Origin of the sequence: Thioclava sp. L04-15 (assembly GCF_002020275.1) — a bacterium.
In the GTDB taxonomy this organism is placed as follows: domain Bacteria; phylum Pseudomonadota; class Alphaproteobacteria; order Rhodobacterales; family Rhodobacteraceae; genus Thioclava; species Thioclava marina.
On sequence record NZ_MPZW01000003.1, the window covers coordinates 300,272 to 326,048 of the forward strand.

The window sequence follows — 25,777 nt, forward strand, 5'->3', positions numbered from 1 at the left end:
CGGGGCAGTCAGCCCCGATGACGGTCGCATTCGTGATCGACGCGGTCAGAGCCGCGCGGTCGAACTCAGTAGCTCGGCGAGCAGACGCCGGCGTCGTCGCAATAGGTGCCCGCGAGCGCGCCGAGGGCCGCACCGGCGACGATGTTGTTGTCGGTCGCATCCGCGATGACCGCGCCGCCGGCCGCACCGGCGAGGGCGCGCTGGCCATCGGTTTGCATGCAGCCCGCGAGAGCGAGACCGGCAACGAGAAGAAGGATCGGGGTTTTGCGCATGAGAGACTGCCTCCGTGAGCGATTATCGTTGCGCCGATTTTTATCGCGATCGCGTGAAAAGCCAACGCAAAAGTGACGCGCGAAAGCGTCGCATCGCGCGCATCGGCAGCACACCGCTCATTCCCCGACCGAACAGAGGAAAAAGTCTGCGGCCCGACCATCAGATCAGGCCGCAGATAAAGGGAAGGGGTAGGGATTTTACGCGGTCCACGAATAAAGGGGACAATGTGGCCCGCCCCTTGAACTTGGGCGCTCGGCTCGCGGATTGCAAAGGCGAAATCGCCACAACCCTGAGGGTCGGCGCTTTGCTGCCAATGCGCGTTTTCCACGAGCGGATTCATGCCCAGCCCTCATCCTCGTCTTCATCGAACTCGAATGCGCCCGGATCGGCGAAAACTTCCGGGAAAGAGGCTTCCGCCCGCTTCACGTCGATGCGCAGCAGCGCCTCGTAGCTTTCGGGATCGAACGGGTCTTCGGCCGGGACGACCTCTCGGCCGAACAGCCAGCTGATCCGGCCCGCGTCGAGATTGCCGCGCTCGAAAGGCTCTTCGCCGAAATGGGTCCACAGCGCGGCCATGAAGCCCGCATCGGCCTTGCGATCCGCGCTCGCCCGGTCGGCGTAACGCTCACGGCGGATGATCTTCGTCGCGCCCTTCTTGTTGGCGCGGCGAATGGTGAACTGGAAATCGGTCGAGGGCAGACGCCCCGGGAACCCGCGATGCTTCAGCACGATGCACCCTCCCCTGCGGCCCTGCGCAAACCGCAGCGAGCGACGATGCAGCACGCATCGCGCGTCAACGCATAAGCCAATGAATTTTCATGAGATTTGATCCGCCCACGGCGCGTTGCCCGGGCATGGATCGGGTCAGCCGGGGCGAGGTACAGGCGTCCTCGCCCCGTGCTGGGATTACTTGTACTTGCCGGTGTAGACCGGCTCAGCGGTAACCGGGGCCGCGGGCTCGGGCTTGGGCGCACAAGCTGCGACGAAGGCAACGAGAGCCAGCGCGATGAGAGCTTTCGACATGTCGTTCTCCTGTCCGTGGACGCCATGGGACCAAAACCGGCCACCTGTGCGCCCTCAAGTTCCGGGAAGGGAGGATTCCCGTTCCCGAACGACAGGTTAGCCCGCAAAGCGAAATCACGGAAGCGCGATTTCATCGTGAGCGACCCGGCCCTCCCGATGGCGCGCGACGCCACGGCCGACGCGTCTGCGCCCGCTGCGTGATCTGTCCGGCTTTGCGCCATCAGTAGAACTCCCATACGCATTTCCCGTCCTCGACCGAGAAACTGTCGAAATATTGCACCGCCTCGGGAGCGGCTTCTCCGAACGCGACCACCCTGTCCGAGAGGCTCACGATCACCTGTTCGGGCTCGGGCGCGGGGCTGGCCAGTCGCGGCGCGACCCATCCGTTGCACAGCGCCTCGATATCCCCCAGCGCGATCTCGGGCGCGAGCGGGCTCGGCCCTCCGATCTGCGGCGCGAGAAAGCGGAACCGATAGGTCAGACCATTCGTCCCGGCAGCCGTGTGGATCACGTCGACCCACCAGACCTTCTGCCCCGAAGGCACCGGGATCGCCTTGCCCTGCGTGCCGTCGGGCCCGTCGCCGGGTCCCAGATCGTCCGGGTGCATCAACAGCCCGTAATCGGGAACCGGAGAGACCTCGCGCAGCTCCTGCGCCATGGCGGGGCACGCCAGAATCAGCCCGGCCAGAAGACCGGCAATGCCGTTCAAAGTCGCGCGCCTCGCCTCCATTCGCCTCCTCAGAGCGGGATGTTGTCGTGCTTCTTCCACGGGTTGGTGAGCTTCTTCGAACGCAGCGAGGCGAAGGCACGTGCCACCCGGCGGCGCGTCGAGCGCGGCTGGATCACCTCGTCGATGAAGCCCTTCTCGGCCGCCACGAACGGGTTCGCGAAACGGTCCTCGTAGTTCTGCGTCCGCGCCGCGATCTTCTCGGCATCGCCCAGTTCAGACCGGTAGAGGATCTCGACCGCACCTTTCGCGCCCATCACCGCGATCTCGGCAGTGGGCCAGGCGTAGTTGAAATCGCCCCGCAGGTGCTTGGAGGACATAACGTCGTAAGCGCCGCCATAGGCCTTGCGGGTGATCACGGTCACCTTCGGCACCGTGGCCTCGCCATAGGCGAACAGCAGTTTCGCGCCGTGCTTGATGACGCCGTTATATTCCTGGCTGGTGCCCGGCAGGAAGCCCGGCACGTCCACGAGCGTCAGGATCGGAATTTCGAACGCGTCGCAGAAGCGCACGAAGCGTGCGGCCTTGCGGCTCGAATCGATGTCCAGACAGCCCGCCAGCACCATCGGCTGGTTCGCCACGACACCCACGGTCTGACCTTCGAGACGGATGAAGCCGGTGATGATATTGCCCGCGTAATCCTTCTGGATCTCGAAGAAATCACCCTCGTCGGCGATCTTCAGGATGAGTTCCTTCATATCGTAGGGCGTGTTCGGGTTCGACGGGATCAGCGTGTCGAGCGACGCCTCGATCCGGTCCACCTCGTCGAAGAACGGACGCACCGGCGCCTTTTCACGGTTCGACAGCGGCAGGAAGTCGATCAGGCGACGGGTTTCGAACAGCGCCTCGACATCGTTTTCATAGGCGCCGTCGGCGACCGAGCTTTTCTTGGTATGGGTGGAGGCGCCACCCAGCTCCTCGGCGGTGACGACCTCGTTGGTCACCGTCTTCACCACGTCGGGGCCGGTCACGAACATGTAGGACGAATCCTTCACCATGAAGATGAAGTCGGTCATCGCGGGCGAGTAGACCGCGCCGCCCGCACAGGGGCCCATGATCAGCGAGATCTGCGGCACCACGCCCGAGGCCATGATGTTGCGCTGGAACACGTCGGCATAACCCGCGAGCGACGCCACGCCTTCCTGAATGCGCGCTCCGCCCGAATCGTTGATCCCGATCACCGGCGCGCCGTTCTGCACCGCCATATCCATGATCTTGCAGATCTTCTCGGCATGGGTTTCCGACAGCGAACCGCCGAACACGGTGAAGTCCTGCGAGAACACGTAGACCATACGGCCGTTCACGGTTCCCCAGCCGGTGACGACGCCGTCGCCATAGGGCTTGCTCTCTTCCATCCCGAAATCGGTGCAGCGATGGGTCTTGAACATGTCGAACTCTTCGAAAGAGCCCTCGTCCAACAGCAACTCGATGCGCTCGCGCGCGGTCAGCTTGCCCTTCTTATGCTGCGCTTCGATGCGTTTCTCGCCGCCACCAAGGCGGGCTTCGGCGCGACGGTGCTCCAGCTCGTTCAGGATGTCTCTCATGAGGGTCCTCCGAATATTTTCGGGCACCCTATGCCAGACGCAACAATCTTACAAAGGGGATTCGAGAAAATTTGCAAATTATTGGCAGAAGCACGATCGCGAATTGCATAACTGCGAATATGGCCCCTCTTTGTGCCAGACACAATTTCCGCGATGGACAGGTCCTACGCGCGGCCCTAGCGATTTTCCATGGCCTATCTCGACCGCCGCTCTCCTCCGCATCTGTCGACCCTCGTGCTCGTCTCGGGGATGGCGGCGTTGTCGCTCAATATCTTCCTGCCCTCCCTGCCCGGCATGGCACGTCATTTCGGCGTCGATTACGCGCTGATGCAACTGTCGGTCTCCGCCTACCTCGCGGTTTCGGCAGGTTTCCAGTTCGTGATCGGCCCGGTCTCGGACCGGTTCGGTCGCCGCCCGGTCCTGATCTCGATGCTGGCGCTGTTCGTGGCCGCGACCATCGGGACGCTTCTGGCGCCGAACGCACATGTATTCCTTGCCTTCCGATTGCTTCAGGCCTGCGTGACGACTGCCTTCGTCCTGTCGCGCGCCGCCGTGCGGGACATGGTGCCGGGGCCGCAGGCCGCCTCGATGATCGGCTATGTCACGATGGGCATGTCGCTGGTGCCGATGATCGGCCCGGTAATCGGCGGGATTTTCGATCAATGGTTCGGCTGGCAGGCGAATTTCCTGATGCTGCTGGTCTGCGGGCTGGCGGTGCTCGCGCTGGTCTGGGCCGATATGGGCGAGACCGCAACCGGCAGCGGACTGGGCTTCGCCGACCAGCTGCGTGCCTATCCGACCCTGCTGCGCTCGCAACGCTTCTGGGGTTATTGCCTCTCGGCGGCCTTCGCCTCGGGGCTGTTCTTCGCCTATCTGGGCGGCGCGCCCTTCGTCGGCACGCGGGTCTTCGGCCTGAGTTCGGCGCAGGTCGGGCTCTATTTCGCGCTGCCCGCGGTGGGCTATGGGCTGGGCAACTTCCTCTCCGGGCGCTTCGCGGCGCATCTGGGGATGGACCGGATGGTTTTGATCGGAACGTCGGTCTCGACCTCGGCATTGGTCGCGGCGCTTCTGGCCGAACTGACAGGAGCCTCGCACCCTTTGATCTTCTTCGGCGCGGTCGGCGTCACCGGCCTCGGCAACGGGCTTTCGCTTCCCTCGGCCACCGCCGGATTGATGTCCGTGCGCCCGGAACTCGCAGGAACCGCCTCGGGGCTGGGCGCCACCCTGATGATCGGAGGAGGTGCTGCGCTTTCGGCCCTGTCCGGTGCGCTCCTCCATCCCGGGTCCGGTGCGCTGCCGCTGATCCTCGTGATGCTCGCCTCCTCAGCCGCCTCGGTGGCGGCCATCCTCGGGGTCCGCGCCCGTCAGGCCAGGCTCGGGCTGTGACGCCGGATTGACCGGAAATCTTTGCAAAGCTATCAATGCCTTTGCAAAGGGAAGGCGGTACACATGGCGACACAGAAACTCTATGCCGGGGTGAAGCTGCGCGAGACCCGCACGCGAATCGGGCTCACACAGAAAGCCTTCGCCGAGCGTCTGGGGGTCTCCCTGCCCTATCTCAACCAGATGGAGAACAATCACCGGCCCGTTTCGGCTCAGGTGGTTCTGGCACTGGCGGGAGAGTTCGGCCTCGACGTGACAGAACTCTCGGCGGGCGATGCGGAACGCCTGGTCTCGGACATGCGCGAGGCGCTGGCCGATCCGATCTTTTCAGATGGCGCGCCGCCGCTCGCCGATCTCCGCCTTGCCGCCTCGAACGCGCCGGCCCTCGCGCGCTCTTTCCTTGAATTGCACCGCGCCTATCGCCAGACCCATGAGCGCCTTGCCTCGCTTGACGAAGCCTTGGGCCGCGAAGGCGCGCAAACGGTGGTTTCGCCTTGGGAAGAGGTGCGCGACTTCTTTCACTATTGCGACAATTACATAGACGCGGTGGATCGCGCCGCCGAGCACTATTCCTGTCGCGATGGAAAACGGTTGGACCCGATTCCTCATGCAATCGACACCCTCGCGAAACGGGGCATCGACGTTCAGTTTTCCGACATTTCCCAGCTGCGCGAACGCGAGGGCAACCGGCTCTTGATTAACGCCCATGCGGGCCGCCCGACACAGGCCTTCCAGCTTCTCCATCAAGTCGCGCTCCTGACGCAAAACGACTTGCTGGAGGCCACGCTCGACCTCGCACGCTTCCAGTCCGATACCGCACGCGCCATCGCCAAGATCGGGCTCGCCAATTATTTCGCGGGCGCGGCGCTCCTGCCCTACCGCCCCTTCCTCGAGGCCGCGCAGGATACCCGTCACGATCTCGAACGGCTTTGCGACATCTTCACCGCCTCGACCGAGCAGGTCGCCCACCGGCTCTCGACCCTCCAACGCCCGGGCGCGAAGGGCATTCCCTTCTTCTTCGTGCGCGTCGATCAGGCCGGCACGATCACCAAGCGCCACTCCGCGACGCGCTTGCAATTCGCCCGGTTCGGCGGCGCCTGCCCGCTCTGGAATGTCCATCAGGCCTTTGAGACACCAACGAAATTCCTCCGCCAACTGGCCGAGACCCCCGATGGCGTGCGCTATCTCTGCCTCGCTCGGGACGTGTCGAAATCGGGCGGCAGCTTCACCGCGCCCGTGCGGCGGTATGCAATCTGTCTGGGCTGCGAGGTGAGCCACGCGAAAGGGCTCGTCTATGCCGATGACATGGAGCTTGGAAACCCGAAGGCCTACCAGCCGATCGGTATTTCCTGCCGGATCTGCGAGCGCAAGGACTGCCATCAGCGCTCCGTTCCGCCGCTCGAACGCCGCTTGCGGGTCGATCCAGACCATCGCGGGCTGCTGCCCTACGATATCGCATGAGAAAACGCCCCGGGACCTCAGCCCCGGGGCGCTCCACTCGTGTCCCTCACTCGCACGTCACTCAGGCGGGGGCGGCACTCAACATCCGCGCGATCTCATCCTTGATCGCAGCCCGCTGCTTGCGCAGCTCGGTCTCGGCAAGCGCCTCCATCGGTTCGACATTGGTCTCTGCCCGATGAACGCGGGTATTGAGCGCGTCATACTCATCAAGCAGTTTTGCAAAATGGGCATTCGCGATTTTCAGCTCGTGAATCTGCTCCAGTTGCGTGGGGAATTCTTCTTGCAGCGTGTGCGGCGTGTTGGCCATCTTGCTCCCTTTCTTTGCTGTCGAGGGTAACTTACCCCGCGCCGGAGCAGATCGCATTGATACGGGTCAAATCAGCCCCCCGCACGCCGCCATCCGGCCGCTTTTGCCTCCGCTTCGGTACAAAACCAGCGCTCGCCCTTGCGCGTGCTGATCCGTGTGGCCGCATAAGAGCGCATTCCGGGCAGATGAAAGAGCTTCCCCCGGCCCGAAATGTTGCCCTTGATCGTGCATGTTCCCGGCGCCGCCTGCCCGTTCGATTCGGCCCGGACCTGCGCGGGCCGCTCCGCCGCGCCCTGCCAGATCCCGAGGCCCGCGCGCCGCGCACGCTCCTCCTGAACCACGTAATCGCGCGAATATTTCCGATAGGCGAAGGCCGCCCCGCGCGCGACCATCTCCGCATTCACATCGCGCCCGCCCGCTCGGCAGACCGCGATGAGGCGCCCGTAGCGATCCTCTTCGCTTCCCGAGCAGCGCACCCCCTGCCCGACCAGCGCGCGCAATGTGGCCGTCGCCGCCATGCCGCAAGCCCAGGCCGCGCCGGTCGCCGTCTCGCAGCGCTGCTTCGCCTCGGGCGCATCGATCCCGAACAGCCTAACCCGCGTGTTCTGGACCACCAGCGTATCCCCATCGACAATGCGCGGAACGCCGGTGACGGTCGAGGCCGCTGCGGGCAGCGCCATCAGAACAAGAAGTGAACAAATTCTTAACATGCCCCAGATATGGGGCACAGAGCCGGAACGGGCAAGAGATTTTGTGGGGCAAGGTTAGCGGCCAAAGGGCTGCGCCCGACGGTCACGAAACTCTAACCCACCCGATGCGACGAACCCAAGGCAGCGCCGGGCCTCCTCGCGGGAGGGCGCCACTGCACCAATGCCGCGCGCGTCATCGTCAAACGAACATGATACGGTAAATCGCAGACCACCAGCGAGGCACCGGCGCCCACCCCAGGTCGCGCGCCGCCCTCTTCGCTCGATCCAAAGCGCGAAGCGCTTACCGCTGCGCCACCTGCCAGTTCGGCGCCATCCAGGGCTCGAGATTCTCCCGCGCCAGCGGCGCCTTGCCCAGCAGGTGATCGGCCATCTTCTCGCCGACCATGATCGAAGGCGCATTGAGATTGCCATTGGTGATACGCGGAAAGACCGAACTGTCGGCCACCCGCAGCCCTTCGACCCCGATCACCCGGCCTTCCGGATCGACCACCGCGCCCGGATCATCCGCCGCCCCCATACGCGCCGTGCCGCAGGGATGGTAGGCGCTCTCGGCATGCTCGCGGATGAAGGCGTCGATCTGCGCGTCGCTCTCCACGCCCGCGCCCGGCTGGATCTCGTGCTTCACATGCGCCGCCATCGGGGCTTGCGCAAAGATCTCCCGCGTCAGCCGCACGCATTTGCGGAACTCGGCCCAGTCGTCGGGATGGCTCATGTAGTTGAATTTGATCACCGGGGTGTCGGCGGGATCGCCCGAGCGCAGCCGCACCGTCCCGCGCGACTTCGACCGCATCGGCCCCACATGCGCCTGGAACCCGTGCCCCTCGGCCACCGCCTTGCCGTCATAGCGCACCGCGATCGGCAGGAAGTGATACTGGATGTCCGGATAATCGATCCCGGCCTCCGATCGGATGAAGGCGCAGCTTTCGAACTGGTTCGACGCTCCGACCCCGCCCTTCGACAACAGCCATTGCGCGCCCACCCAGGCCTTACCCGCAAGGTTCCAGTACTTGAACAGCGTCACCGGTTCTTTCGCGGCGAATTGCATGTAGATCTCGAGATGATCTTGAAGGTTCGCGCCCACACCGGAGCGATCCGCCAGCACCTCGACCCCCATTTCGCGCAGATGCCCGGCCGGGCCCACGCCCGAGAGCATCAGGAGCTTCGGCGTATTGATCGAGCTGGCCGCCAGAACCACTTCGCGCTCCGCCGCGATCACCTCGATCCGGCCCTTACGCTCGACCTCGACGCCGACCGCGCGCTTGCCTTCGAACACGACGCGCCGCGCGAGCGCCCGCACGATCCGCAGCTTTCCAGTCTTTTGTGCGGGCCGCAGATAGGCGTTGGCCGCCGACCAGCGCCGCCCCTTCCAGATCGTGGCCTCCATCGGCCCGAAGCCTTCCTGCTGCGCGCCGTTGTAATCCTCGGTCACCGGATAGCCCGCCGCCTTGCCCGCCGCGACGAAGGCATCGAAAAGCGGATTGGCCCGCGGGCCTCGCGTCACATGCAGCGGCCCGGACTCCCCGCGCCACTCGCTCTGCCCGCCATGCCAATGCTCCATCCGCTTGAAATAGGGCAGCACATCCGCATAGCCCCAGCCCCGCGCGCCGCTCTCTTCCCAATGGTCGAAATCGCGCGCATGGCCGCGCACATAGACCATGCCGTTGATGCTCGACGAGCCGCCCAGCACCTTGCCGCGCGGCGTCGCCAGACGGCGGCCGCCCAGATGCTCCTCCGGTTCCGACTGAAACCCCCAGTCGTAGATCCCCATGTTCATCGGATAGCTCAGCGCGCCCGGCATCTGGATGAACGGCCCCGCATCCGAGCCGCCATGCTCGATCACCAGAACCTCGCGCCCCGCCTCGGCGAGCCGATAGGCCAGCGCCGAGCCGCCCGAGCCCGCACCCACGATCACAAACTCTGCACTCTGCGCCATGCTCTTCCTCTTGGCGAAAATATCCCGGGGGTCTGGGGGCAGCGCCCCCAGCCTCTCCAAGGTCACATTCAGTAAGGGCTCTCGACCGGGCCCATGCCCACATAGACCGACTTGAGCTGCGTATAATGCTCGACCGCCGCGCGGGAATTCTCGCGCCCGAAGCCCGATTGCTTCACCGCGCCGAAGGGCATCTCGACCGGGGTGAGGTTATAGGCGTTGATCCAGGTCGTGCCCGCCTGAAGCTGACCGACAACGCGGTGCCCGCGCGCCAGATCGCCTGTGAACACGCCCGCCGCGAGGCCGAACTGCGTGTCATTGGCCCGCGCGATCACTTCCTCTTCGCTCTCGAACTCCAGCACCGACATCACCGGCCCGAAGATCTCCTCGCGCGCGATGGTCATCGCGTCGGTCACATCCGCGAACACCGTGGGCTGCACGAACAAGGGCCCCTCATTGCCCGCAGACCCGCCGCAGATCAGCCGCGCGCCCTCATCCTTGGCGCTGTCGATATAGGACATCACCTTGTCGAACTGCGCCGCCGAAATGAGCGGGCCGAACTGCGTCTCATCCTTCAGCGGATCGCCCGCGACGATGGCCTCGGTGCGCTCTTTCAGCCGCGCGAGGAAGGCCTCCTTGATGCCCTTCTGCACGAAAACCCGCGTCCCGTTCGAACAGATCTGACCCGAGGAATAGAAATTCCCCAGCATCGCCGCGCCGATCGCGCTTTCCAGATCGGCGTCGTCGAAGACGATCAGCGGGGATTTGCCCCCCAGCTCCATCGTCACATGCTTCATTCCCGCGGCCGCCGCCTGATAGACCCGCGCCCCCGTCGGCACCGAGCCCGTCAGCGACACTTTTGCAATCCGCGGATCGGTCGAGAGCGCCGCCCCCACCGGCCCGAACCCCTGCACCACGTTGAACACGCCCGCAGGCATGCCCGCCTCGATGAAGATCGCGGCAAGCTCCAGCGCACCCAGCGGCGTCATTTCGGAGGGTTTGAACACCATCGCATTGCCGGTCGACAGCGCCGGCGCCGATTTCCAGCAGGCGATCTGGCTGGGATAGTTCCACGCGCCGATCCCCGCGCAGACGCCCAGCGGCTCGCGCAGCGTATAGGCGAAATCGCCCCCCAGAGGGATCGTCTCGCCGGTCAGCGTCGGCGCAAGCCCCGCGAAATATTCCAGCGCATCCGCCCCCGAGGGCCAGTCGGCCGCGCGGGTTTCCTGAATGGGCTTGCCGGTATCGAGGGTTTCGAGCAGTGCCAGTTCCTCGCCCCGTTCGCGGATGATCGCGACGGCCCGCATCAGGATGCGGGCGCGCTCGACCGGGCGCAGCGCCGCCCATCCCTTCTGCGCCTCGACCGCCCCTGCAATCGCCGCGTCGATCACCGCAGGTGTCGCCGCATGCAGCTTGGCGATCACCTCGCCCGTGCCGGGATAGGTGACGATCAGTTCGTCGCCCGCCGTGTCTTCCAGCCAGTCGCCATTGACGAAATGGCTCGCTTTCGGTTGTGCTCTCATGGCTTGCACTCCAATTCCTTTTCCAGATGCGCCAGCACCAGATCGCAGGCCGCCTGCCGGTCGGGCTCGCCCTCGACAAGAGCGGCGCGGATATAGACCCCGTCGATCAGCGCGCCCAAACCTTCGGCCACGGGCCCGGCGCGCTCGCCCACCAGCGGGCGGAGCCCGTAGAGCAGGTTCGAGCGCATCCGGCGCTGATAGACATGCAGCAGGCGCCGCGCCTCGGCGCTCGACTGCGCCAGCACGTAGAAATTCAGCCAGGCCGCGATGGCTTCGTGCCGGAACGACCCGACGGCGAAAGAGCCCATCACAACTGCGCGAACCCGGTCGCGCGGATTGCGCGCCGTGGACAGAGCGCCCCGCACCTCCGCGCCGTAGATCGACAGGATCGAGCGCATCGCGGCGAGGAAAATCTGCTCTTTCGAGCCGAAATAATGATGCGCCAACGCCGAGGACATGCCCGCGCGCCGCGCGATCTGCGCGACCGTCACGTCGAGCGACCCGGCTGCCCCCACTGTCTCAATGGTGGCTTTCACCAGGGCAGCGCGGCGTATAGGCTCTGCTCCAAGCTTGGGCATCTGAACGGCCTCCTCCGGGTGGCTTGCTTGAATGTCGAGCTAGAACATGTTTATTGACTCGTCAATCAACAACCGCATGATGCGGTTCAATGACGCTGTGACAGGGAGAAAAATATGCAGTTTCGTTCCACCCTCCTCGCACTGGGGGCCGCGCTCTCGCTCGGCTTCGCGGCCAGCGCACCGGCGCAGGCTGCCGATTGCTCGAAAGTGACTTTCTCGGATGTCGGCTGGACCGACATCACCTCGACCACTGCGGTCGCGACCACGATCCTCGAAGCGCTCGGCTACGAGACCGACACCAAGGTTCTCTCGGTTCCGGTGACCTATGAGGCGCTGTCGAAAGGCGATGTGGATGTGTTCCTGGGCAACTGGATGCCCTCGATGGCCGCCAATATCGAGCCCTACACCAAGGACGGCACCGTCGAGACGCTCGGCGTGAACCTCACCGGCGCGAAATACACGCTCGCCACCAACCCCGCCGGCGCCAAGCTCGGCATCAAGGACTTCGCGGACATCGCCAAGCACAAGGACGAGCTTGACGGCCAGATCTACGGCATCGAGCCGGGCAATGACGGCAACGCGCTGATCCTCGACATGATCGAAAAGGACGCGTTCGGCCTGAAGGACTTCAATCTGAAGGAAAGCTCCGAACAGGGCATGCTTGCGCAGGTCGCGCGCGCCGACAAGTCGGACGAGCCGATCATCTTCCTCGCCTGGGAACCCCACCCGATGAACTCGAATTTCGAGATCACCTACCTGTCGGGCGGCGATGATTTCTTCGGCCCGGACTACGGCGGCGCCGAGGTCATGACCAACGTGCGCAAGGGCTATGTCGCCGACTGCCCGAACCCCGGCAAGCTGGTGTCTAACCTGACCTTCACCCTGCAGATGGAAAACGAGATCATGGGCAAGATCCTCGACGATGGCGAGGATCCGATGGACGCCGCGAAAGAATGGCTCAAGGCCCATCCCGCGACTTGGGAAGCCTGGCTCGAAGGCGTGACCACGAAAGACGGCGGCGACGCGCGTGAAGCGGTCGAAAAAGCGCTGGACTCGTGAGCGTGACGCCCCTGAAAACCTGCGCGTGGGCCTCTTTGGCCTGCGCGTTTCTCGTTCCGCTCGCGGCCCGTGCGCAAGACACGGCCCAGCCCGCCTGCCCGACCCGCGCCGATCTGATGGCCCATGGTGTGCAGATGACGCGCAGCTCCCCGCACATGGCGATCGCCTATCGCTACGAGGACGGCACGCTCGTCTCCTACCGCGCAGACGACCCGGCCCTGAGTCGCCCGCCGCAGCGCGAAACCTATGCCAACCCGCTGATCGTAACCCGGCAGGAAGGCGGCGGCGCGAGCTTCGAGCTGCGCTATGCCGAGACGCCCGGCATCGAGAAACTGCTCGGCGCCAAGGGCTGGACCGGTTCGGTCGCCCTCGTGATCGACGACGAGGTGAAGGCCACTGGAGACGCCAGCTACAAGGTCATCGGCGAGGGCAAACTCTCCATCGGCGCGTGCACCTATTCGGTCACGCAGGTCTCCGAAGACATCCAGATGGGCAAGCTCACCTCGCATATCCTGAAGGAATACGCGCCCGAACTCGGCCTCGTCATCCGCACCACCAAGATCGACCCCGAGACCGGCAAACCCATCGGCCAGGTCTCCTTTGACGAGATCGTGGCGCGCGCGCCGAAACAAAAACAAGAAGGACAGTGATGGACTGGTTGACCGACACCAAGATCCCCGTGGGCAAGACGGCCAAACTCGTGATCGACTGGCTGCAAGACCACGCCGCCCCCCTGTTTGACGCGCTCTCCGTGGCCCTTCAGGCGCTGATCGACGCGACACTCTGGGTGCTGCAATCCCCGCCCGCGCTGATCGTGATCGCAGCCTTCGCGGCGCTGGCCTACCTGCTGCAACGCAGCTGGAAGATCGCGCTTCTGGTGGTGCTCGGCTTCCTGTTCATCCTCAATCAGGGCTATTGGGAGGAAACCACCGAAAGCCTCACCCTCGTCATTGCCGCCTGCGTCGTGTGCATGGGGCTCGGCGTGCCGATCGGGATCGCCGCCGCGCACCGCCCGCGCCTCTATGCGGTGCTGCAGCCGGTCCTCGACCTGATGCAGACGCTGCCGGCCTTCGTCTACCTGATCCCCGCGATCGTCTTCTTCGGCATCGGCATGGTGCCCGGCCTGATCGCCACGGTGATCTTCGTGCTGCCCGCGCCGATCCGCCTGACCCATCTGGGCGTCTCCTCGACGCCGGACACGCTGACCGAGGCCGCCCAATCCTTCGGGGCCACCAAAAGCCAGCTGCTGTGGAAGGTCGAGCTGCCCTATGCCACCCCGCAGATCATGGCCGGCCTGAACCAGACCATCATGCTCTCGCTCTCGATGGTGGTCGTGGCCGCGCTGGTGGGCGCCGATGGGCTCGGCGTTCCGGTCGTGCGCGCCCTCAATACCGTCAACACCGCGCTCGGGTTCGAATCCGGCTTCGTCATCGTCGTCGTCGCGATCATCCTCGACCGCATTCTGCGCCGGGGAGGCTCGAAATGACCCAGACCGCCCAGAAAACCGCCGTCCGCTTCGACAATGTCTCCATCGTCTTCGGCGACGAGCCGCAAGAAGCCCTGCCGCTGATGGATCAGGGCCTGTCGCGCCCCGAGATCCAGGAGCGCACGGGCCAGGTGCTCGGCGTGCATGACTGCTCGGTCGAGGTGCCCGAGGGCGAGATCCTCGTGCTCATGGGTCTCTCGGGCTCGGGCAAATCCACGCTGCTGCGCGCGGTCAACGGCCTCAACCCGGTCTGCCGCGGCAAGGTCGAGGTGCATGACGGGCAGGGCCTCGTCGATGTCACCCATGCCGACCCGGCCACCCTGCGCCGGATGCGCCTGACCAAGATCGCGATGGTCTTCCAGCAATTCGGCCTGCTGCCCTGGCGCACGGTGCGCGAGAACGTGGGCCTCGGCCTCGAACTCGCGGGCATGAGCAAGGCCGAACGCCGCGAAAAGGTCGATGCGCAACTGGAACTCGTGGGCCTGTCGGACTGGGCCGAACGGCAGGTGGCCGAGCTTTCGGGCGGCATGCAGCAGCGCGTGGGCCTCGCCCGGGCGTTTGCCACCGACGCCCCGATCCTCTTGATGGACGAGCCCTTCTCGGCCCTCGATCCGCTGATCCGCACGAAGCTGCAAGACGAGCTGCTGGAGCTGCAGGCCAAGCTCAAGCGCACGATCATCTTCGTCAGCCACGACCTCGACGAGGCCTTCAAGATCGGCAACCGGATCGCGTTGATGGAGGGCGGCCGCATCGTCCAATGCGGCACCGCGCGCGACATCATCGCCAAGCCCGCAAACGGCTATGTGGCCGATTTCGTGGCCCATATGAACCCGCTCGGCGTGCTCACCGCCGAAGACCTCGCCGACCCGCCCGGCACGCCCATAGGCGCCGCCACCGGTGCGCCGATGCCCGCCGACGCCCCGGTGCGCGAGGTGATGGAGCGGCTGCGTCACGAGGCGGCCGTTCCGCTCAGCGATGGCCGCGTCGTGACCCGCGAAGGCGTGATCACGCGACTCATCGACCCGCAGGGCAGCGCGAGCGTGAACTGAGGGACGCTTCGCGGAGGATATTTTGACCAAGTCGAAGACAAGGCACGCGCCCCCCTTCGACTTGGATCAAATATCCCCGCCGGAGGCATCCTCGCTTTGCCAGAAGAGCGCCCGTCTCAGATCTTGGAGGCCGGGGCCGGCGGCGTGACGCGGCGCTTGAGCTGCGCCTCGCGCCAGGTCATGTAGCTCACGGACGCAATGATGATCGCGCCGCCGAGAATGACGTAGGGGTCCGGTTTCTCGTCGAAAATCGTCCAACCCGCGATCGCGGCCCAGACCAGCTGCAAAAAGATCACCGGCTGCGTCACCGTCACCGGGGCGGCGGCGAAAGCGCGGGTCATGCAGTAATGCCCGCCCGTCGCAAAGACCGCCACCGCACCGAGCCAGAGGGTTTCCGACAGCGAGATCGGCTGCCATTGCCAGATCGCGACCGGCGCAAGCGCCACCGTCACCACCAGCGTCATCATCGCCACCACCGTGCCCGCGGGCACGTAATCGGTAAGCTTCTTCGCCGCGAGATAGGCGCCGCCGAAAAACAGCGCCGCGCCGAGCTGGGCGACATGGCCGGGCTCGATCTCGCGCATCCCGGGCCGCAGGATGATCAGCGCCCCGATCAGCGCCACGATGACGGCCGTGATGCGCCGCCACGCAAGCCCTTCGCCCAGCAAGAGCGCCCCGCCCACAGTGACCACGATCGGGTTGAGATAGTTGATCGCGGTGACATCGGCGATCGGGATATTGCTCATGGCGAAGAACCAAAGCCCCACCGCCACTGCATGGAGCAACCCGCGCAGCCCGAACAGAGCCCAAACCTCGCGGGGGAAGCTCTGGCGCAGGATGCGCATCAGCGCGGGCGCGAAAAACACGATCCCCCAAAGGAAGCGCACGAAGGCCGATTGCGCGGCGGGCACCTGATCGCCCAGCCAGTGCACGATGATGTTCACCGCCACGAAACAGGCCGTGGTGGCAAGCATCCACAGAATGCCGACCAGAGGTTTGTTGGGTTTTTCTTGCGCGCTCATGGCCCCTCTTGGACGCGCTGTCGCGGGTTTGTGCAAGCGGCGTCTTGTATCGGTTATAATGCGCCCGCAGCAAGCTTCCACGCGATCGACCCCATCAGCACCGCGATCAGCGCATCGAGCACGCGCCAGGCGACAGGTTTCGCGAACAGGGGCGCGAGCAGGCGCGCGCCGTAAGCCAAGGAAAAGAAAAACACAAACGAGGCGAGGATCGCGCCTGACGCGAAACCGACCCCCTGTCCCGGGAACTGCGCCGAGACAGCTCCCAGAAGCACCACTGTATCGAGCCAGACATGCGGATTGGCCCAGGTGAAGGCCGCGACCGTAAGAAGTACCGCGCGCAAGGACGGCGCGCTGCCGGAGCTTGCCTCGAGATGCTCGCCGCCCCGGATCGCCGCGATCAGCGAGCGGATCGCATACCAGCCCAGAAACGCGACCCCGCCCCAGCGCAACAGCTCGGGTAGCCACGGCAACGCGGTCGTGGCAGCGGCGAAGCCCGAGACGCCCAGCGCGATCAGCACCGCATCGGAGAGCGCACAGAACAGCGCGACCGCGAAGACATGCTCGCGCCGCAGCCCCTGACGCAGCACGAACGCGTTCTGCGCGCCGATCGCGACGATCAGCCCGAGGCCAAGTTTCAGTCCGGACCAGAATGGCAGCATGTCTCACCTTCGGGCGGTTAAGGGTGGGCTTCTCTGTGGCGCAGCGCCCGGATAAGCTCAACTTATTTAATCTTATTCTGTATAAGCTGAACTTATGCTGGACTATCCCGCCTTAGAGGCCCTCGCCGCCGTCGCCGATACCGGATCCTTCGAAACCGCCGCCGCGCGGATCGGGGTTTCGCAACCGGCGATCTCGCAACGCATCCGCTCGCTGGAAGAGCGGATGGGCGCAGTGCTGGTGATCCGCGGCGCGCCCTGCCGGGTAACCGAGGAAGGCGCGCGACTGATCCGGCATCTGCGCGAGGTGGCGCTGATGGAGGCGGCGCTAACCCCGACCAATGCTCCGCCCGTTCTTCGCATCGCGGTGAACGCGGACAGTCTCGCGACCTGGGTGCTCCCGGCGCTGGCGGAGATCGAGGGCGCGCTCTTCGATCTGGTGATCGACGATCAGGACCATTCCGCCGACTGGCTTCGGCGCGGCGATGTGGTCGCGGCGATCACCTCCGATCCGGGGCCGGTCGCGGGCTGCGATACGGTGGCGCTGGGGCGGCTGCGCTACATCGCGACGGCGAGCCCCGATTTCATCGCGCGCCATTTCCGCAAAGGGATCAACCGCGAGAGCCTGCGCGCCGCCCCTGCCCTGCAATTCAATGCCAAGGACCGGCTGCAGGATGCCTGGGCCGCCCAGATCGCGGGCGGTCCGATCAGCCTACGTGCGCATCGCATCGCCTCGACCGAAGGCTTCGTCGAGGCCACGTTGCGGGGCATGGGTTGGGGACTGAACCCGGAGGTGCTGGTGCGCGCGCATCTGGCCTCGGGCGCGCTCGAGGCGCTTGGACCCGCACCGATCGACGTGCCGCTGCATTGGCAGAGCCAGCGGCGCATGAAGGCCCCGCTTGGCTCCCTTGGGCGGGCGGTGCGCCGGGCGGCGAAGGGTGTGTTGCTCGACACCCCTTGACCGGGCGCAAAAAGCGCGTAGATCGCGCTCGCGGGCAGGTTGGTCCCGTGTTTCTTTTCCGAAATCGCGATGCTCCCCGTTCTGATGTCTTCCGGCGATCTGATCGCCGACCGTCGTGCCGATTATGCCGAAGCGCTGTTGCCCGATGATCCGGGGGCTGCGAGCGAGCTTTATGCGCAGGCGCTGGAACTGGCGCCGGGCTGGGCTGCGGGCTGGTTCCGGCTGGGCGAGATCCGGGCCGAGGCGGGGCTGGCGGGCGCGGCGGAGGCGTTCGAGGCCGCGATTGCGGCCGATCCGGCGGACCGGCTGGGCGCGAGCCTGCGGCGCGATCTCCTGCGTGAGCGTTCACTGGCCGATGCGATGCCCTCGGCCTTTGTCGAGACCCTGTTCGACCAATATGCGCCGGGCTTCGAGGAAGCTCTGGTCGAGAAGCTCGATTACCGCGCGCCGCAATTGCTGGCGGCAGAACTGGCGCAGCCCTTCGGGCGGGTGCTCGATCTGGGCTGCGGGACGGGGCTGATGGGGTTGGAGCTGCGCGAGGGCGCCGCGTGGCTGGAAGGCTGGGACATCTCGGCCGAGATGCTGCGCGAGGCCGAGGCGAAGGGGATCTATGACCGGCTGGAAAAGCGCGACCTTTCGGCGCTGGAGCCCGCTTTCGAGGCATGGGACCTGATCACGGCGGCCGATGTCTTCGCCTATCTCGGTGCGCTCGAACAGATCGTGGGTTGGGTCGCCGCGGCGCTGGCGCCCGGCGGACGGTTCGCCTTTACCGTCGAGGCGCATGACGGCGCCGAGGCTTATGTGCTGCGCGAAAGCCGCCGCTATGCCCATGCGGAGACACATCTGAACGCGCTTATGTCCGAGGCCGGGTTCGAGACGCGCATCCGCCGTGCCGTGCTGCGCCGCGACCGGGGCGCGCCGATCGAGGGATTGGTGGTGCAGGCCCGCAAACTGGGAGAGGCGCGCGGGCAGATCTCCGGGGATATGCGCGAACTCGAGGCCTGAGCGGACGCATTGCGTGCACCGGGCGCGCGGCGCATAGTCGCCCCGCAACGCCCCCGCAAGCAGGAGAGACGCCCATGGAGCTACCCGAATTCATCCAGGCCTTCCCCGCCCTCGATCTGCCCTTTCCGGAGGATCAGGTCCGCAGCCACGCGATCCGGTCTGATGCGGGGCTGGTGGTGTTCTTGCACTTCCTGACCGATTTCGAGCTGCCGCCCCATGCCCATAAGGGGCAATGGGGGACCGTGATCGAGGGCGAGGTAGAGCTGACGATCGACGGCGAAACCCGGCTTTACCGCCCCGGCGAGAGCTATGACATTCCCGCAGGCGCGGTGCATTCGGCGCGGCTCAAGGCGGGCACGAAGGCGATCGACGTCTTCGAGGAGGCCGATCGCTATCCGTTGAAAAGCTGAGCCGCCGCGCTCAGGCGCGGATGACCGAGACGCCTTGATTGATCAGCGTGGCAGGCGCCTGCGATTCCATGAAGGCGATGTCATAGGCATCGCGCCCCACCGCGATCAGCGCCATCGTCTCGGGCCCGCACATCCCCGTCGCATCGACCAGATGCCAGCCGCCATCGAGCCAGACCTCTCCCACCGCGTGAAAATCCTGCGGGGTCACGTCGGGCCCGTAGACCGAGGCCATGCGCGCCGGGATTTGCGCCGCACGCACCATCGCGCAGAACAGATGGGCGTAGTCGCGGCACACGCCCTGACGGCCCGCGAAGGTTTCGAGGACATTGGTGTCGCTGTCGGAGGCTCCCGGCACATAAGAGAGGTTCATCTCGATCCAGTCGCGGATCGCGGCCACCTTCGCCCCGCCCTGCAGATCGGAGAAGCGCTTGCCGACAAAAGAGACGAATTTGTCGGACTGGACGTAGCGCGAGGGGCGGATATAGGGCGCGGCCTCGGTGGGCAGCGCATGGAGCGGCGCGGCCTGCATCCCGCTCAGGTCAGGCCCGGGGCGCGCGATGTCGATCTGAGCCTGATAATGCAGCTGCATCTCGGTGCCGACCTGCGCCCAGATTCGCTGGCCCACCCCGCTATCGCCTGCAATCCGCGTCACGCGGGCATCACCGAGATCGAGGCTTTCGCGCACAATTTGCTGGCCCGGCGCATGCGCTGCCTCGAGCACCAGCGCAACCGTATTGGGCTGGGCGAATTGATAGGTCATCTGCACGTCGACAGAAATGCGCATGTCGGCTCCTTTCGCGACTGGGAGGGGGCCCGGACGCGAACGCCCGAGCAAAGGCGCTGTGCCGAAGGAAGGCGTGCGAACGTGGTTCGGTTCCCCTGAAGGCAGCGGAACGCGGCAAGCCTCGCACCCCTCAGGCAAGCGGGGCACGACATGCGGCCCGGAACGCGAAGGGCGGCGGAGCCTCCAAGGCGCCGCCGCCGCTAGATGGCCGCCAAGTCAGGCCGCGGATCAGTCGATCTTCACCAGTTCCACGTCGAAGGTCAGCGCCTTGCCCGCGAGCGGGTGGTTGGCGTCGAGGAACAGCTCTGTCTCGTTCGCATCCGCGATCACGACATTGATCGTCTGACCGTCCTGGGTCTGCACCTGAAGCTGGGTGCCCGGTTCGGTCGGGATGTGATCGGGCACGGCGGCACGGTCGACAGCCTGCACGCGCTCGGGGTGATGGGGGCCGTAAGCCTCGTCGGGCTCGCAGCGCACGGTGCGCTTCTCGCCGACTTCCATGCCGGTCACGCCCTTGTCGAGACCGGGGATGATCTGCCCCGAGCCAAGCGTGAAGGCGAGCGGCTCGCGGCCTTGGGAGCTATCGAAAACGGAGCCGTCATCGAGCTTGCCGGTATAGTGAAGATGCAGGGTATCGCCCGGCTTTGCCTGGGTCATGGTGAGATCCTTTCGGGGGGAGAGGGTGAATTTACCGAGGCCGCGTTCAGCGCGGGTGGCTCGTTGTTTCACCCCCCAAGCTGGCAATTCCGGGCGGGAATGTAAACCGGGGGGCGGGGAGAAGGGGGGAAATTCGTACAAGCCAGTTCGCTTGACAGAAGGCTGTTCGAAGTGGACCGTTTGGAACTTGTCTTTTTTTGAGGGAAAAATGTCTCTAGAATACTCTATACGCGATGAGCTCACAGGAGCGGCGCTTGAAATATCGGAAAAAAAAATACCTGAAATTAAAAAATGCGGCCACCGCTATTGACTTGATTCAGGAAGTCGAAAACAACTTCGATCTATTTGCGAGCGCCTTCATCGAGCTTGAGGAATATCAGATGAGTGCGGCAATTAGATATTATTATTCCACCGATCGCAGCGAGGACCTTGATAGACTTTTTGAAGATATCCGTCCGAAGCTAAATTTGAAGCTGGTAGGGCTTCTTACCGCCTCTCGATCCTATGATGAGCAAATTCATCAGCGAGCTGATGCTTTGATAAAAACCTCCAATGACTTAGAAGTTGATTTAAGAAAAGAATTCTCGAAGGCGTACGAGGAGAGCTTCGAGTATCGTGTAATGTACCACTTGCGTAATTATGCCCAGCACCATCGCCCTCCGCTGGGCCGCCTTTCTTTCTCGCACTCCAACCAATGGGAGAGTTGCCCGAGGAGCCAATCTCCTGCGCGCTCTAGAATATCCATCAACCCAAAGCTTAATACCGACGATCTACTGAGTTCTAAAAAAATCAACAAAAAAGTCCGTGGAGAAATTGAGCTTTTAAAGGTGAAACACCTTGATCTCAAATTCTTCACCCGAGGCTTTGTGCAAGAAATTTACAAAATCCATCAGACGTTCCGAAAATCTACTGAAGACGAATTATTGAAATTTCTTAATGTCATCAAGGATTCCAACGAAGATCTAGCAGCTTTCATCGGAAAAGCCTGCGACTATCCCGTCCTAGAGAAAAAAGAGAAAAACGGAAACAAAGAGAAAACCTTCCTAGATTACTCGCACCAAGCGCGGATTCTTGACAAGAGAAAGCTATGGGCTCGACTTGCTTGGGTTCAACGTGGCTTTATTTCATCAGAGATAAGCTTTTCAGTTGATACGTTTCCGAAAAGTGACGAAGATATTTGGATTGTGAAGTAAGCAAAAAGCGCCCCGTGGGGCGCTTTCTCCATTCCATCTGTCACAAAACCTTACAGCTGCGCCGCGACGTCCTCGGGCACGTCGAAATTGGCGGTGACCGACTGCACGTCGTCATCGTCTTCGAGCGTGTCGATCAGTTTCATCAGCTTCTGCGCGGTTTCCAGATCGACCTCGGTGCGGTTCTGGGGCTTCCAGATCAGCTTGGCTTCTTCGGCTTCGCCGAGTTCGGCCTCGAGCGCTTCGGACACTTCCGACAGGCTCTCCATCGGGCAGTAGATCCAGTGGCCTTCCTCGTCGCTTTCCACGTCCTCGGCACCGGCTTCGATCGCGGCCATCAGAACGGTTTCGGCGTCGCCCACCGAGGCCGGATAGGTGATCTCGCCCACGCGGTCGAACATGAAGCTCACCGAGCCGGTGGTGCCGAGGTTGCCGCCGTTCTTGGTGAAGGTCGAGCGCACGTTGGAGGCGGTGCGGTTGAGGTTGTCGGTCATCGCCTCGACGATCACCGCGATGCCGTTCGGGCCGTAGCCTTCGTAACGGATCTCGGTATAGTCGTCGCCCTCGCCCGCCTGCGATTTCTTGATCGCGCGGTCGATCACGTCCTTGGGCATCGACTGCGACTTGGCCGCCTTCACGGCAAGGCGCAGACGCGGGTTCTTCTCGGGATCGGGGTCACCCATCTTCGCGGCAACCGTGATCTCCTTCGAGAGCTTGGAAAACATCTTCGAGCGCGCCGCATCCTGCTTGCCTTTGCGGTGCTGGATATTGGCCCATTTGGAATGGCCTGCCATGGGTATCTCCGTCGGATAATCGCGAAATCGCGCCCGATATAGTGCGGTTTGGGGGGGCGCTGCAAGCGCGATGGGTCAGCCGGGCAGTTTGAGCTGGCCCGCGCCCTGATCCTTGGTGGGGATCGGCTGGGGCGTCTCGAAGCGCCAGCTCATCCCCGTGGGCGTGGTGAGGCGCACCTTGGCATAGGGCTCGAACAGATCACCCAGCCCGCCCGGGGCGGTGGCGAGATAGCTCGGTTTATAGCCCGTCACCTCATAGCTCATCGGATAGGGACAGTCGTTCAGCGTGCCGGCAAAAGTGCCCTCGATCTCGGCGTGGCAGAGCGTTCCGTCATTGAACGAGACCTCCATCCGCGTCCCCGTGAGATGCACCTTGTCGGGCCAGGACGGCGCGCGCGTTCCGGTCGCACATGCGGCCAGTGCAAGCGGCAGGATCAGCATGAAACGCATCGGCTTTCTCCTCAGAAGGGCCAGATCAGCGGGATCAGCAGGCAGGCGGTGAGGCCGGTCACGATATCCATCGGGATGCCGAAGCGCAGGAAATCGGAGAATTTGTAGCCGCCGGGCCCGTAGACCATCATGTGAGTCTGATAGCCGATCGGGGTGGCGAAAGCCACCGAGGCCGAGAACATCACCGCCACCGCGAAGGGCCGCGGATCGAGCCCGAGCGCCGCCGCGAGCGAGATCGCAATCGGCGTGTAGATCACCGCAACCGCGTTGTTCGACAGCAATTCCGTCATGAAAAGGCCGAGGAAATAGACCACGATCAGCGCGGCCTGCGGGGGCAAGGTCTGGAGCCAGGGCGCGACGCCGCTCACGATGAGTTGTACCGCGCCCGAATGTTCCAGCCCCACGCCCACCACGAGCATCGCGAAGATCAGCGCAAGCAGGCGGCCCTCGATGAAGGTGAAGGCCTCGTCGGTGTCGATGCAGCGCAGGATGAGGATGCCCGCGACCGCGACCATGGCGAGCGCGAGGATGGGCGCCACGCCAAGCGCCGAGAGGATCACCACCGCCGCGAGCGCGCCGATGGCGGCGGGCATATGCGAGCGGCGATAGGCGCGGGCCTGCGGTTTGGATACATCGACGAGATCCATATCCGCGGCAAGGCGCGCGATATCCTCGGGCGCGCCCTCGAGGAGCAGCGTGTCGCCCACCACGACCACGAGATCGTCGAGCTGGCGGCCGATATTCTGGTTCCGGCGATGGGCTGCGAGCACATAGACGCCGTAGCGGCGGCGCAGGCGCATGTCGCCCAGACGCTGCCCGATCATCCGGCAGCCGGGCGAGATCAGCACTTCGACCGTCTCGGTGCGTACCGAGGACAGCTTGTCGACCATGCGCAGGTCGCGGTTCTTCTGCATCCCGAGCAGCTCTTCCATTTCGGAGCGCAGCACGACGCGGTCGCCCGCCTCGAGTTCGACCGAGGGCAGATCGCGCCGGAGCGAGGCATCGCCGCGCAGCACGTCGATCACACGCACGCCCTCGCGTTTGAACGTGTCGGTTTCGAGAACCTTCTCACCGATCAGGCCGCTTTCCTCGGGGATCGCGACCTCGGTGAAATATTTCATCTTCGGGCGATCGCCGAGCAGGAAGGAGAGCGACTGACGCTCGGGGATGAGGCGGCGCGCGAAGAGCATCATGAACGCCCCGCCGACAAGGCAGATGGCGAAGCCGAGCGGCGCGATCTCGAAGATCGAGAAGGGCTCGATCCCGCGGGCGCGTACCACACCGTCGACGAGAATGTTCGTCGAGGTGCCGATCAGGGTGATCATGCCGCCCATCACGGTCACGTAGCTCAGCGGCATCAGGAAGCGCGAGGGCGAGATATTGAGCTTGCGCGCGACCTGGATGAAGACCGGGATCATCACCGCGACGACGGGCGTGTTGTTCATCACCGCGCTGGCCAGCATGGTGATGACGAACATCAGCAGGATCGTGAGCTTGGGGCTGTCGTCAATGCGCGCCTCGGCATAGCGGGTCATCGCGTCGAGCGCGCCGGTGCGCACCAGCGCCCCCATGATCAGGAACATGAAGGCGATGGTCCAGGGCGCGGGGTTCGCCAGCACCGCCGAGGCGCTCTCGTAAGGGGTCAGCCCGAAGACCAGCATCAGGGCCGCGCCCGCGATCGCGGTAACCTCGGGCGGCCAGGTCTCGCGGATGAACATCACGAACATCCAGGCCACGACCAACAGCGCCAGAATGGCCATGCCGGTTTCACTGAAGGGCAGTTGGATCATTTGTGAGGCTCGCGCAGACGCATCGCGCCGATACTACAAGTGCAGCGCGCCCGGGCAAGCGTGGCGTGACAGGCGGGATACGCTTTTGGAGGCAAATGCATGGTTTTCGGGCGATTTGTCGCGCTGGAGATGGGAGCTGGGATCAGAACGGGCTTGCCTGCGCGAGACGCCCGCCGATGCGGACCGCCTCGCAGCGCTTGGCGCGGCCCGAGCGGTCGTCGGTCTCGATATAGAAGCCGCAGATCGTGACATCGCCGCGTGCGGGGCTGAAGCGCTCCTTTGCCATGCCGGTCACGAAACGGCGCATCGGTTCGGCCTTCTCCATGCCGATGACCGAGTTGTAATCGCCGCACATGCCCGCATCCGACAGGAAGGCGGTGCCGCCTTCGAGGATCTGCGCATCGCCGGTGGGCACGTGGGTATGGGTGCCCACGACCACCGAGGCGCGCCCGTCGCACCAATGGCCCATCGCCATCTTCTCCGAGGTCGCCTCGCAATGCATGTCGACCAGCGCCGCCTGCACCGCGCCGCCCAGCGGAAAGCGCTTCAGCTCGGCCTCGATGGCGGAGAAGGGATCGTCGAAGGCGCGTTTCATGAACACATTGCCCAGCACCTGCGCCACCAGCACCTTGCGGCCACGGCGGTCGGAGAACACCCGCGCCCCCTTGCCCGGTGCTTCCTTGGCGTAGTTCAGCGGGCGGATGATGCGCGGCTCGCCCTCGATGAAACGCATCATGTCCTTCTGGTCGAACGCATGATCGCCAAGGGTCACCACATCGGCGCCCGCCTGCAACAGGGTCTTCGCATGATCGCCGGTCAGCCCCATGCCGCCCGAGGCGTTCTCGCCATTGACCACGACGAAATCGAGGCCCCAGTCATCGCGCAGTTTCGGAAGGCGATCGGTGATCGCGGCGCGGCCCGCGCGGCCCATCACATCGCCAAGGAAAAGTATCTTCATGGCGCATGGGTTTAGGGCCTGAGCGCGCGCAAGGCAACGGCATTGAT

The 25,777-nt window shown here is 64.4% G+C and carries 27 protein-coding genes; 10 read left to right on the forward strand and 17 right to left on the reverse strand.

The annotated features are described in order from the left end of the window. Positions 1-65: 65 nt before the first annotated feature. The 4 genes from BMI90_RS09815 to BMI90_RS09830 all read right to left on the reverse strand — a co-directional run bounded on the left by BMI90_RS09815 (position 66) and on the right by BMI90_RS09830 (position 3,567). Positions 66-272 (reverse strand): hypothetical protein, encoded by a 207-nt coding sequence (locus BMI90_RS09815; RefSeq protein ID WP_038072482.1) that lies wholly within the window; start codon positions 270-272, stop codon positions 66-68. 337 nt (positions 273-609) lie between these two features. Continuing rightward, positions 610-1,002: a hypothetical protein gene (locus tag BMI90_RS09820; RefSeq protein WP_078528860.1), complete on the reverse strand. Its 393-nt coding sequence runs from the start codon at positions 1,000-1,002 to the stop codon at positions 610-612. A gap of 514 nt (positions 1,003-1,516) precedes the next feature. Then, complete coding sequence (locus tag BMI90_RS09825; RefSeq protein WP_246831528.1) at positions 1,517-2,026, reverse strand: DUF6497 family protein; 510 nt, start codon at positions 2,024-2,026, stop codon at positions 1,517-1,519. A gap of 8 nt (positions 2,027-2,034) precedes the next feature. Next, positions 2,035-3,567, reverse strand: a complete 1,533-nt coding sequence (locus BMI90_RS09830; RefSeq protein WP_078528861.1) for an acyl-CoA carboxylase subunit beta — start codon at positions 3,565-3,567, stop codon at positions 2,035-2,037. A gap of 189 nt (positions 3,568-3,756) precedes the next feature. Here BMI90_RS09830 and BMI90_RS09835 point away from each other — a divergent pair, with 189 nt between their 5' ends. Beyond that, on the forward strand, positions 3,757-4,953 hold the full coding sequence (locus tag BMI90_RS09835) for a multidrug effflux MFS transporter (RefSeq protein WP_078528862.1): 1,197 nt from the start codon (positions 3,757-3,759) through the stop codon (positions 4,951-4,953). Between the two features lie 63 nt (positions 4,954-5,016). Beyond that, a complete protein-coding gene (locus BMI90_RS09840) occupies positions 5,017-6,411 on the forward strand; it encodes a helix-turn-helix transcriptional regulator (RefSeq protein WP_078528864.1) in 1,395 nt (464 codons plus the stop codon). Positions 6,412-6,472: 61 nt separating this feature from the next. Here BMI90_RS09840 and BMI90_RS09845 read toward each other — a convergent pair whose 3' ends face one another. From BMI90_RS09845 to betI, 5 genes are all read right to left on the reverse strand, one after another. Beyond that, positions 6,473-6,718, reverse strand: coding sequence for a YdcH family protein (locus tag BMI90_RS09845; protein WP_078528866.1), 246 nt, complete (start codon positions 6,716-6,718; stop codon positions 6,473-6,475). Between the two features lie 71 nt (positions 6,719-6,789). After that, positions 6,790-7,398 carry a thermonuclease family protein gene (locus tag BMI90_RS09850; RefSeq protein WP_246831529.1) on the reverse strand — a complete coding sequence of 203 codons (609 nt, stop codon included), beginning with the start codon at positions 7,396-7,398 and terminating at the stop codon, positions 6,790-6,792. Positions 7,399-7,708: 310 nt separating this feature from the next. Beyond that, positions 7,709-9,361 (reverse strand): choline dehydrogenase, encoded by a 1,653-nt coding sequence (betA, locus tag BMI90_RS09855; RefSeq protein WP_078528875.1) that lies wholly within the window; start codon positions 9,359-9,361, stop codon positions 7,709-7,711. Positions 9,362-9,429: 68 nt separating this feature from the next. Then, entirely contained in the window at positions 9,430-10,881 is a 1,452-nt protein-coding gene (betB, locus tag BMI90_RS09860) for a betaine-aldehyde dehydrogenase (protein WP_078528877.1), read from the reverse strand. Beyond that, on the reverse strand, positions 10,878-11,459 hold the full coding sequence (gene betI / locus BMI90_RS09865; RefSeq protein WP_078528878.1) for a transcriptional regulator BetI: 582 nt from the start codon (positions 11,457-11,459) through the stop codon (positions 10,878-10,880). The genes betB and betI overlap by 4 nt, the downstream gene beginning before the upstream one ends. 114 nt (positions 11,460-11,573) lie before the next feature. On the opposite strand from betI, the gene BMI90_RS09870 reads away from it, so the two are divergent. The 4 genes from BMI90_RS09870 to choV are packed head-to-tail and all read left to right on the forward strand — an operon-like array spanning position 11,574 to position 15,053. Continuing rightward, a complete protein-coding gene (locus BMI90_RS09870; RefSeq protein WP_078528879.1) occupies positions 11,574-12,518 on the forward strand; it encodes a choline ABC transporter substrate-binding protein in 945 nt (314 codons plus the stop codon). Then, a complete protein-coding gene (locus BMI90_RS09875; protein WP_078528880.1) occupies positions 12,515-13,168 on the forward strand; it encodes a hypothetical protein in 654 nt (217 codons plus the stop codon). The genes BMI90_RS09870 and BMI90_RS09875 overlap by 4 nt, the downstream gene beginning before the upstream one ends. Continuing rightward, positions 13,168-14,004 carry a choline ABC transporter permease subunit gene (gene choW, locus BMI90_RS09880; RefSeq protein ID WP_078528881.1) on the forward strand — a complete coding sequence of 279 codons (837 nt, stop codon included), beginning with the start codon at positions 13,168-13,170 and terminating at the stop codon, positions 14,002-14,004. The genes BMI90_RS09875 and choW overlap by 1 nt, the downstream gene beginning before the upstream one ends. Next, positions 14,001-15,053 carry a choline ABC transporter ATP-binding protein gene (choV, locus tag BMI90_RS09885; RefSeq protein WP_078528883.1) on the forward strand — a complete coding sequence of 351 codons (1,053 nt, stop codon included), beginning with the start codon at positions 14,001-14,003 and terminating at the stop codon, positions 15,051-15,053. The genes choW and choV overlap by 4 nt, the downstream gene beginning before the upstream one ends. Before the next feature lie 116 nt (positions 15,054-15,169). Here choV and BMI90_RS09890 read toward each other — a convergent pair whose 3' ends face one another. Both BMI90_RS09890 and BMI90_RS09895 read right to left on the reverse strand, forming a co-directional pair. Continuing rightward, positions 15,170-16,075 (reverse strand): DMT family transporter, encoded by a 906-nt coding sequence (locus tag BMI90_RS09890; protein WP_245794945.1) that lies wholly within the window; start codon positions 16,073-16,075, stop codon positions 15,170-15,172. Between the two features lie 53 nt (positions 16,076-16,128). Further along, positions 16,129-16,734, reverse strand: a complete 606-nt coding sequence (locus BMI90_RS09895; RefSeq protein ID WP_078528885.1) for a LysE/ArgO family amino acid transporter — start codon at positions 16,732-16,734, stop codon at positions 16,129-16,131. A 94-nt stretch (positions 16,735-16,828) separates the two neighbouring features. Between BMI90_RS09895 and BMI90_RS09900 the strand changes: the two genes are divergently transcribed. The 3 genes from BMI90_RS09900 to BMI90_RS09910 all read left to right on the forward strand — a co-directional run bounded on the left by BMI90_RS09900 (position 16,829) and on the right by BMI90_RS09910 (position 19,107). Continuing rightward, positions 16,829-17,692 (forward strand): LysR family transcriptional regulator ArgP, encoded by an 864-nt coding sequence (locus BMI90_RS09900; RefSeq protein ID WP_078528887.1) that lies wholly within the window; start codon positions 16,829-16,831, stop codon positions 17,690-17,692. 69 nt (positions 17,693-17,761) lie between these two features. Next, positions 17,762-18,697: a methyltransferase domain-containing protein gene (locus BMI90_RS09905; protein ID WP_078528896.1), complete on the forward strand. Its 936-nt coding sequence runs from the start codon at positions 17,762-17,764 to the stop codon at positions 18,695-18,697. Between the two features lie 74 nt (positions 18,698-18,771). Beyond that, positions 18,772-19,107 (forward strand): cupin domain-containing protein, encoded by a 336-nt coding sequence (locus tag BMI90_RS09910; RefSeq protein ID WP_078528898.1) that lies wholly within the window; start codon positions 18,772-18,774, stop codon positions 19,105-19,107. Positions 19,108-19,117: 10 nt separating this feature from the next. Here BMI90_RS09910 and BMI90_RS09915 read toward each other — a convergent pair whose 3' ends face one another. Together BMI90_RS09915 and BMI90_RS09920 are read right to left on the reverse strand one after the other, a co-directional pair. After that, a complete protein-coding gene (locus BMI90_RS09915) occupies positions 19,118-19,891 on the reverse strand; it encodes a transglutaminase family protein (protein ID WP_078528901.1) in 774 nt (257 codons plus the stop codon). A 228-nt stretch (positions 19,892-20,119) separates the two neighbouring features. Continuing rightward, complete coding sequence (locus BMI90_RS09920; RefSeq protein WP_078528903.1) at positions 20,120-20,548, reverse strand: peptidylprolyl isomerase; 429 nt, start codon at positions 20,546-20,548, stop codon at positions 20,120-20,122. Between the two features lie 254 nt (positions 20,549-20,802). Between BMI90_RS09920 and BMI90_RS09925 the strand changes: the two genes are divergently transcribed. Then, a complete protein-coding gene (locus BMI90_RS09925) occupies positions 20,803-21,741 on the forward strand; it encodes a hypothetical protein (protein ID WP_146671254.1) in 939 nt (312 codons plus the stop codon). A gap of 50 nt (positions 21,742-21,791) precedes the next feature. On the opposite strand, the gene BMI90_RS09930 is transcribed toward BMI90_RS09925, so the two are convergent. From BMI90_RS09930 to BMI90_RS09945, 4 genes are all read right to left on the reverse strand, one after another. Next, positions 21,792-22,532, reverse strand: a complete 741-nt coding sequence (locus BMI90_RS09930) for a YebC/PmpR family DNA-binding transcriptional regulator (protein ID WP_078528907.1) — start codon at positions 22,530-22,532, stop codon at positions 21,792-21,794. 75 nt (positions 22,533-22,607) lie between these two features. Beyond that, positions 22,608-22,982, reverse strand: a complete 375-nt coding sequence (locus tag BMI90_RS09935; RefSeq protein ID WP_078528909.1) for a hypothetical protein — start codon at positions 22,980-22,982, stop codon at positions 22,608-22,610. 11 nt (positions 22,983-22,993) lie between these two features. Further along, positions 22,994-24,772, reverse strand: a complete 1,779-nt coding sequence (locus BMI90_RS09940) for an SLC13 family permease (RefSeq protein ID WP_078528911.1) — start codon at positions 24,770-24,772, stop codon at positions 22,994-22,996. Positions 24,773-24,914: 142 nt separating this feature from the next. Next, the gene (locus tag BMI90_RS09945) at positions 24,915-25,730 is read right to left on the reverse strand and encodes a TIGR00282 family metallophosphoesterase (RefSeq protein ID WP_078528913.1); all 816 of its coding nucleotides are present in this window, start codon (positions 25,728-25,730) and stop codon (positions 24,915-24,917) included. Positions 25,731-25,777 lie beyond the last annotated feature (47 nt).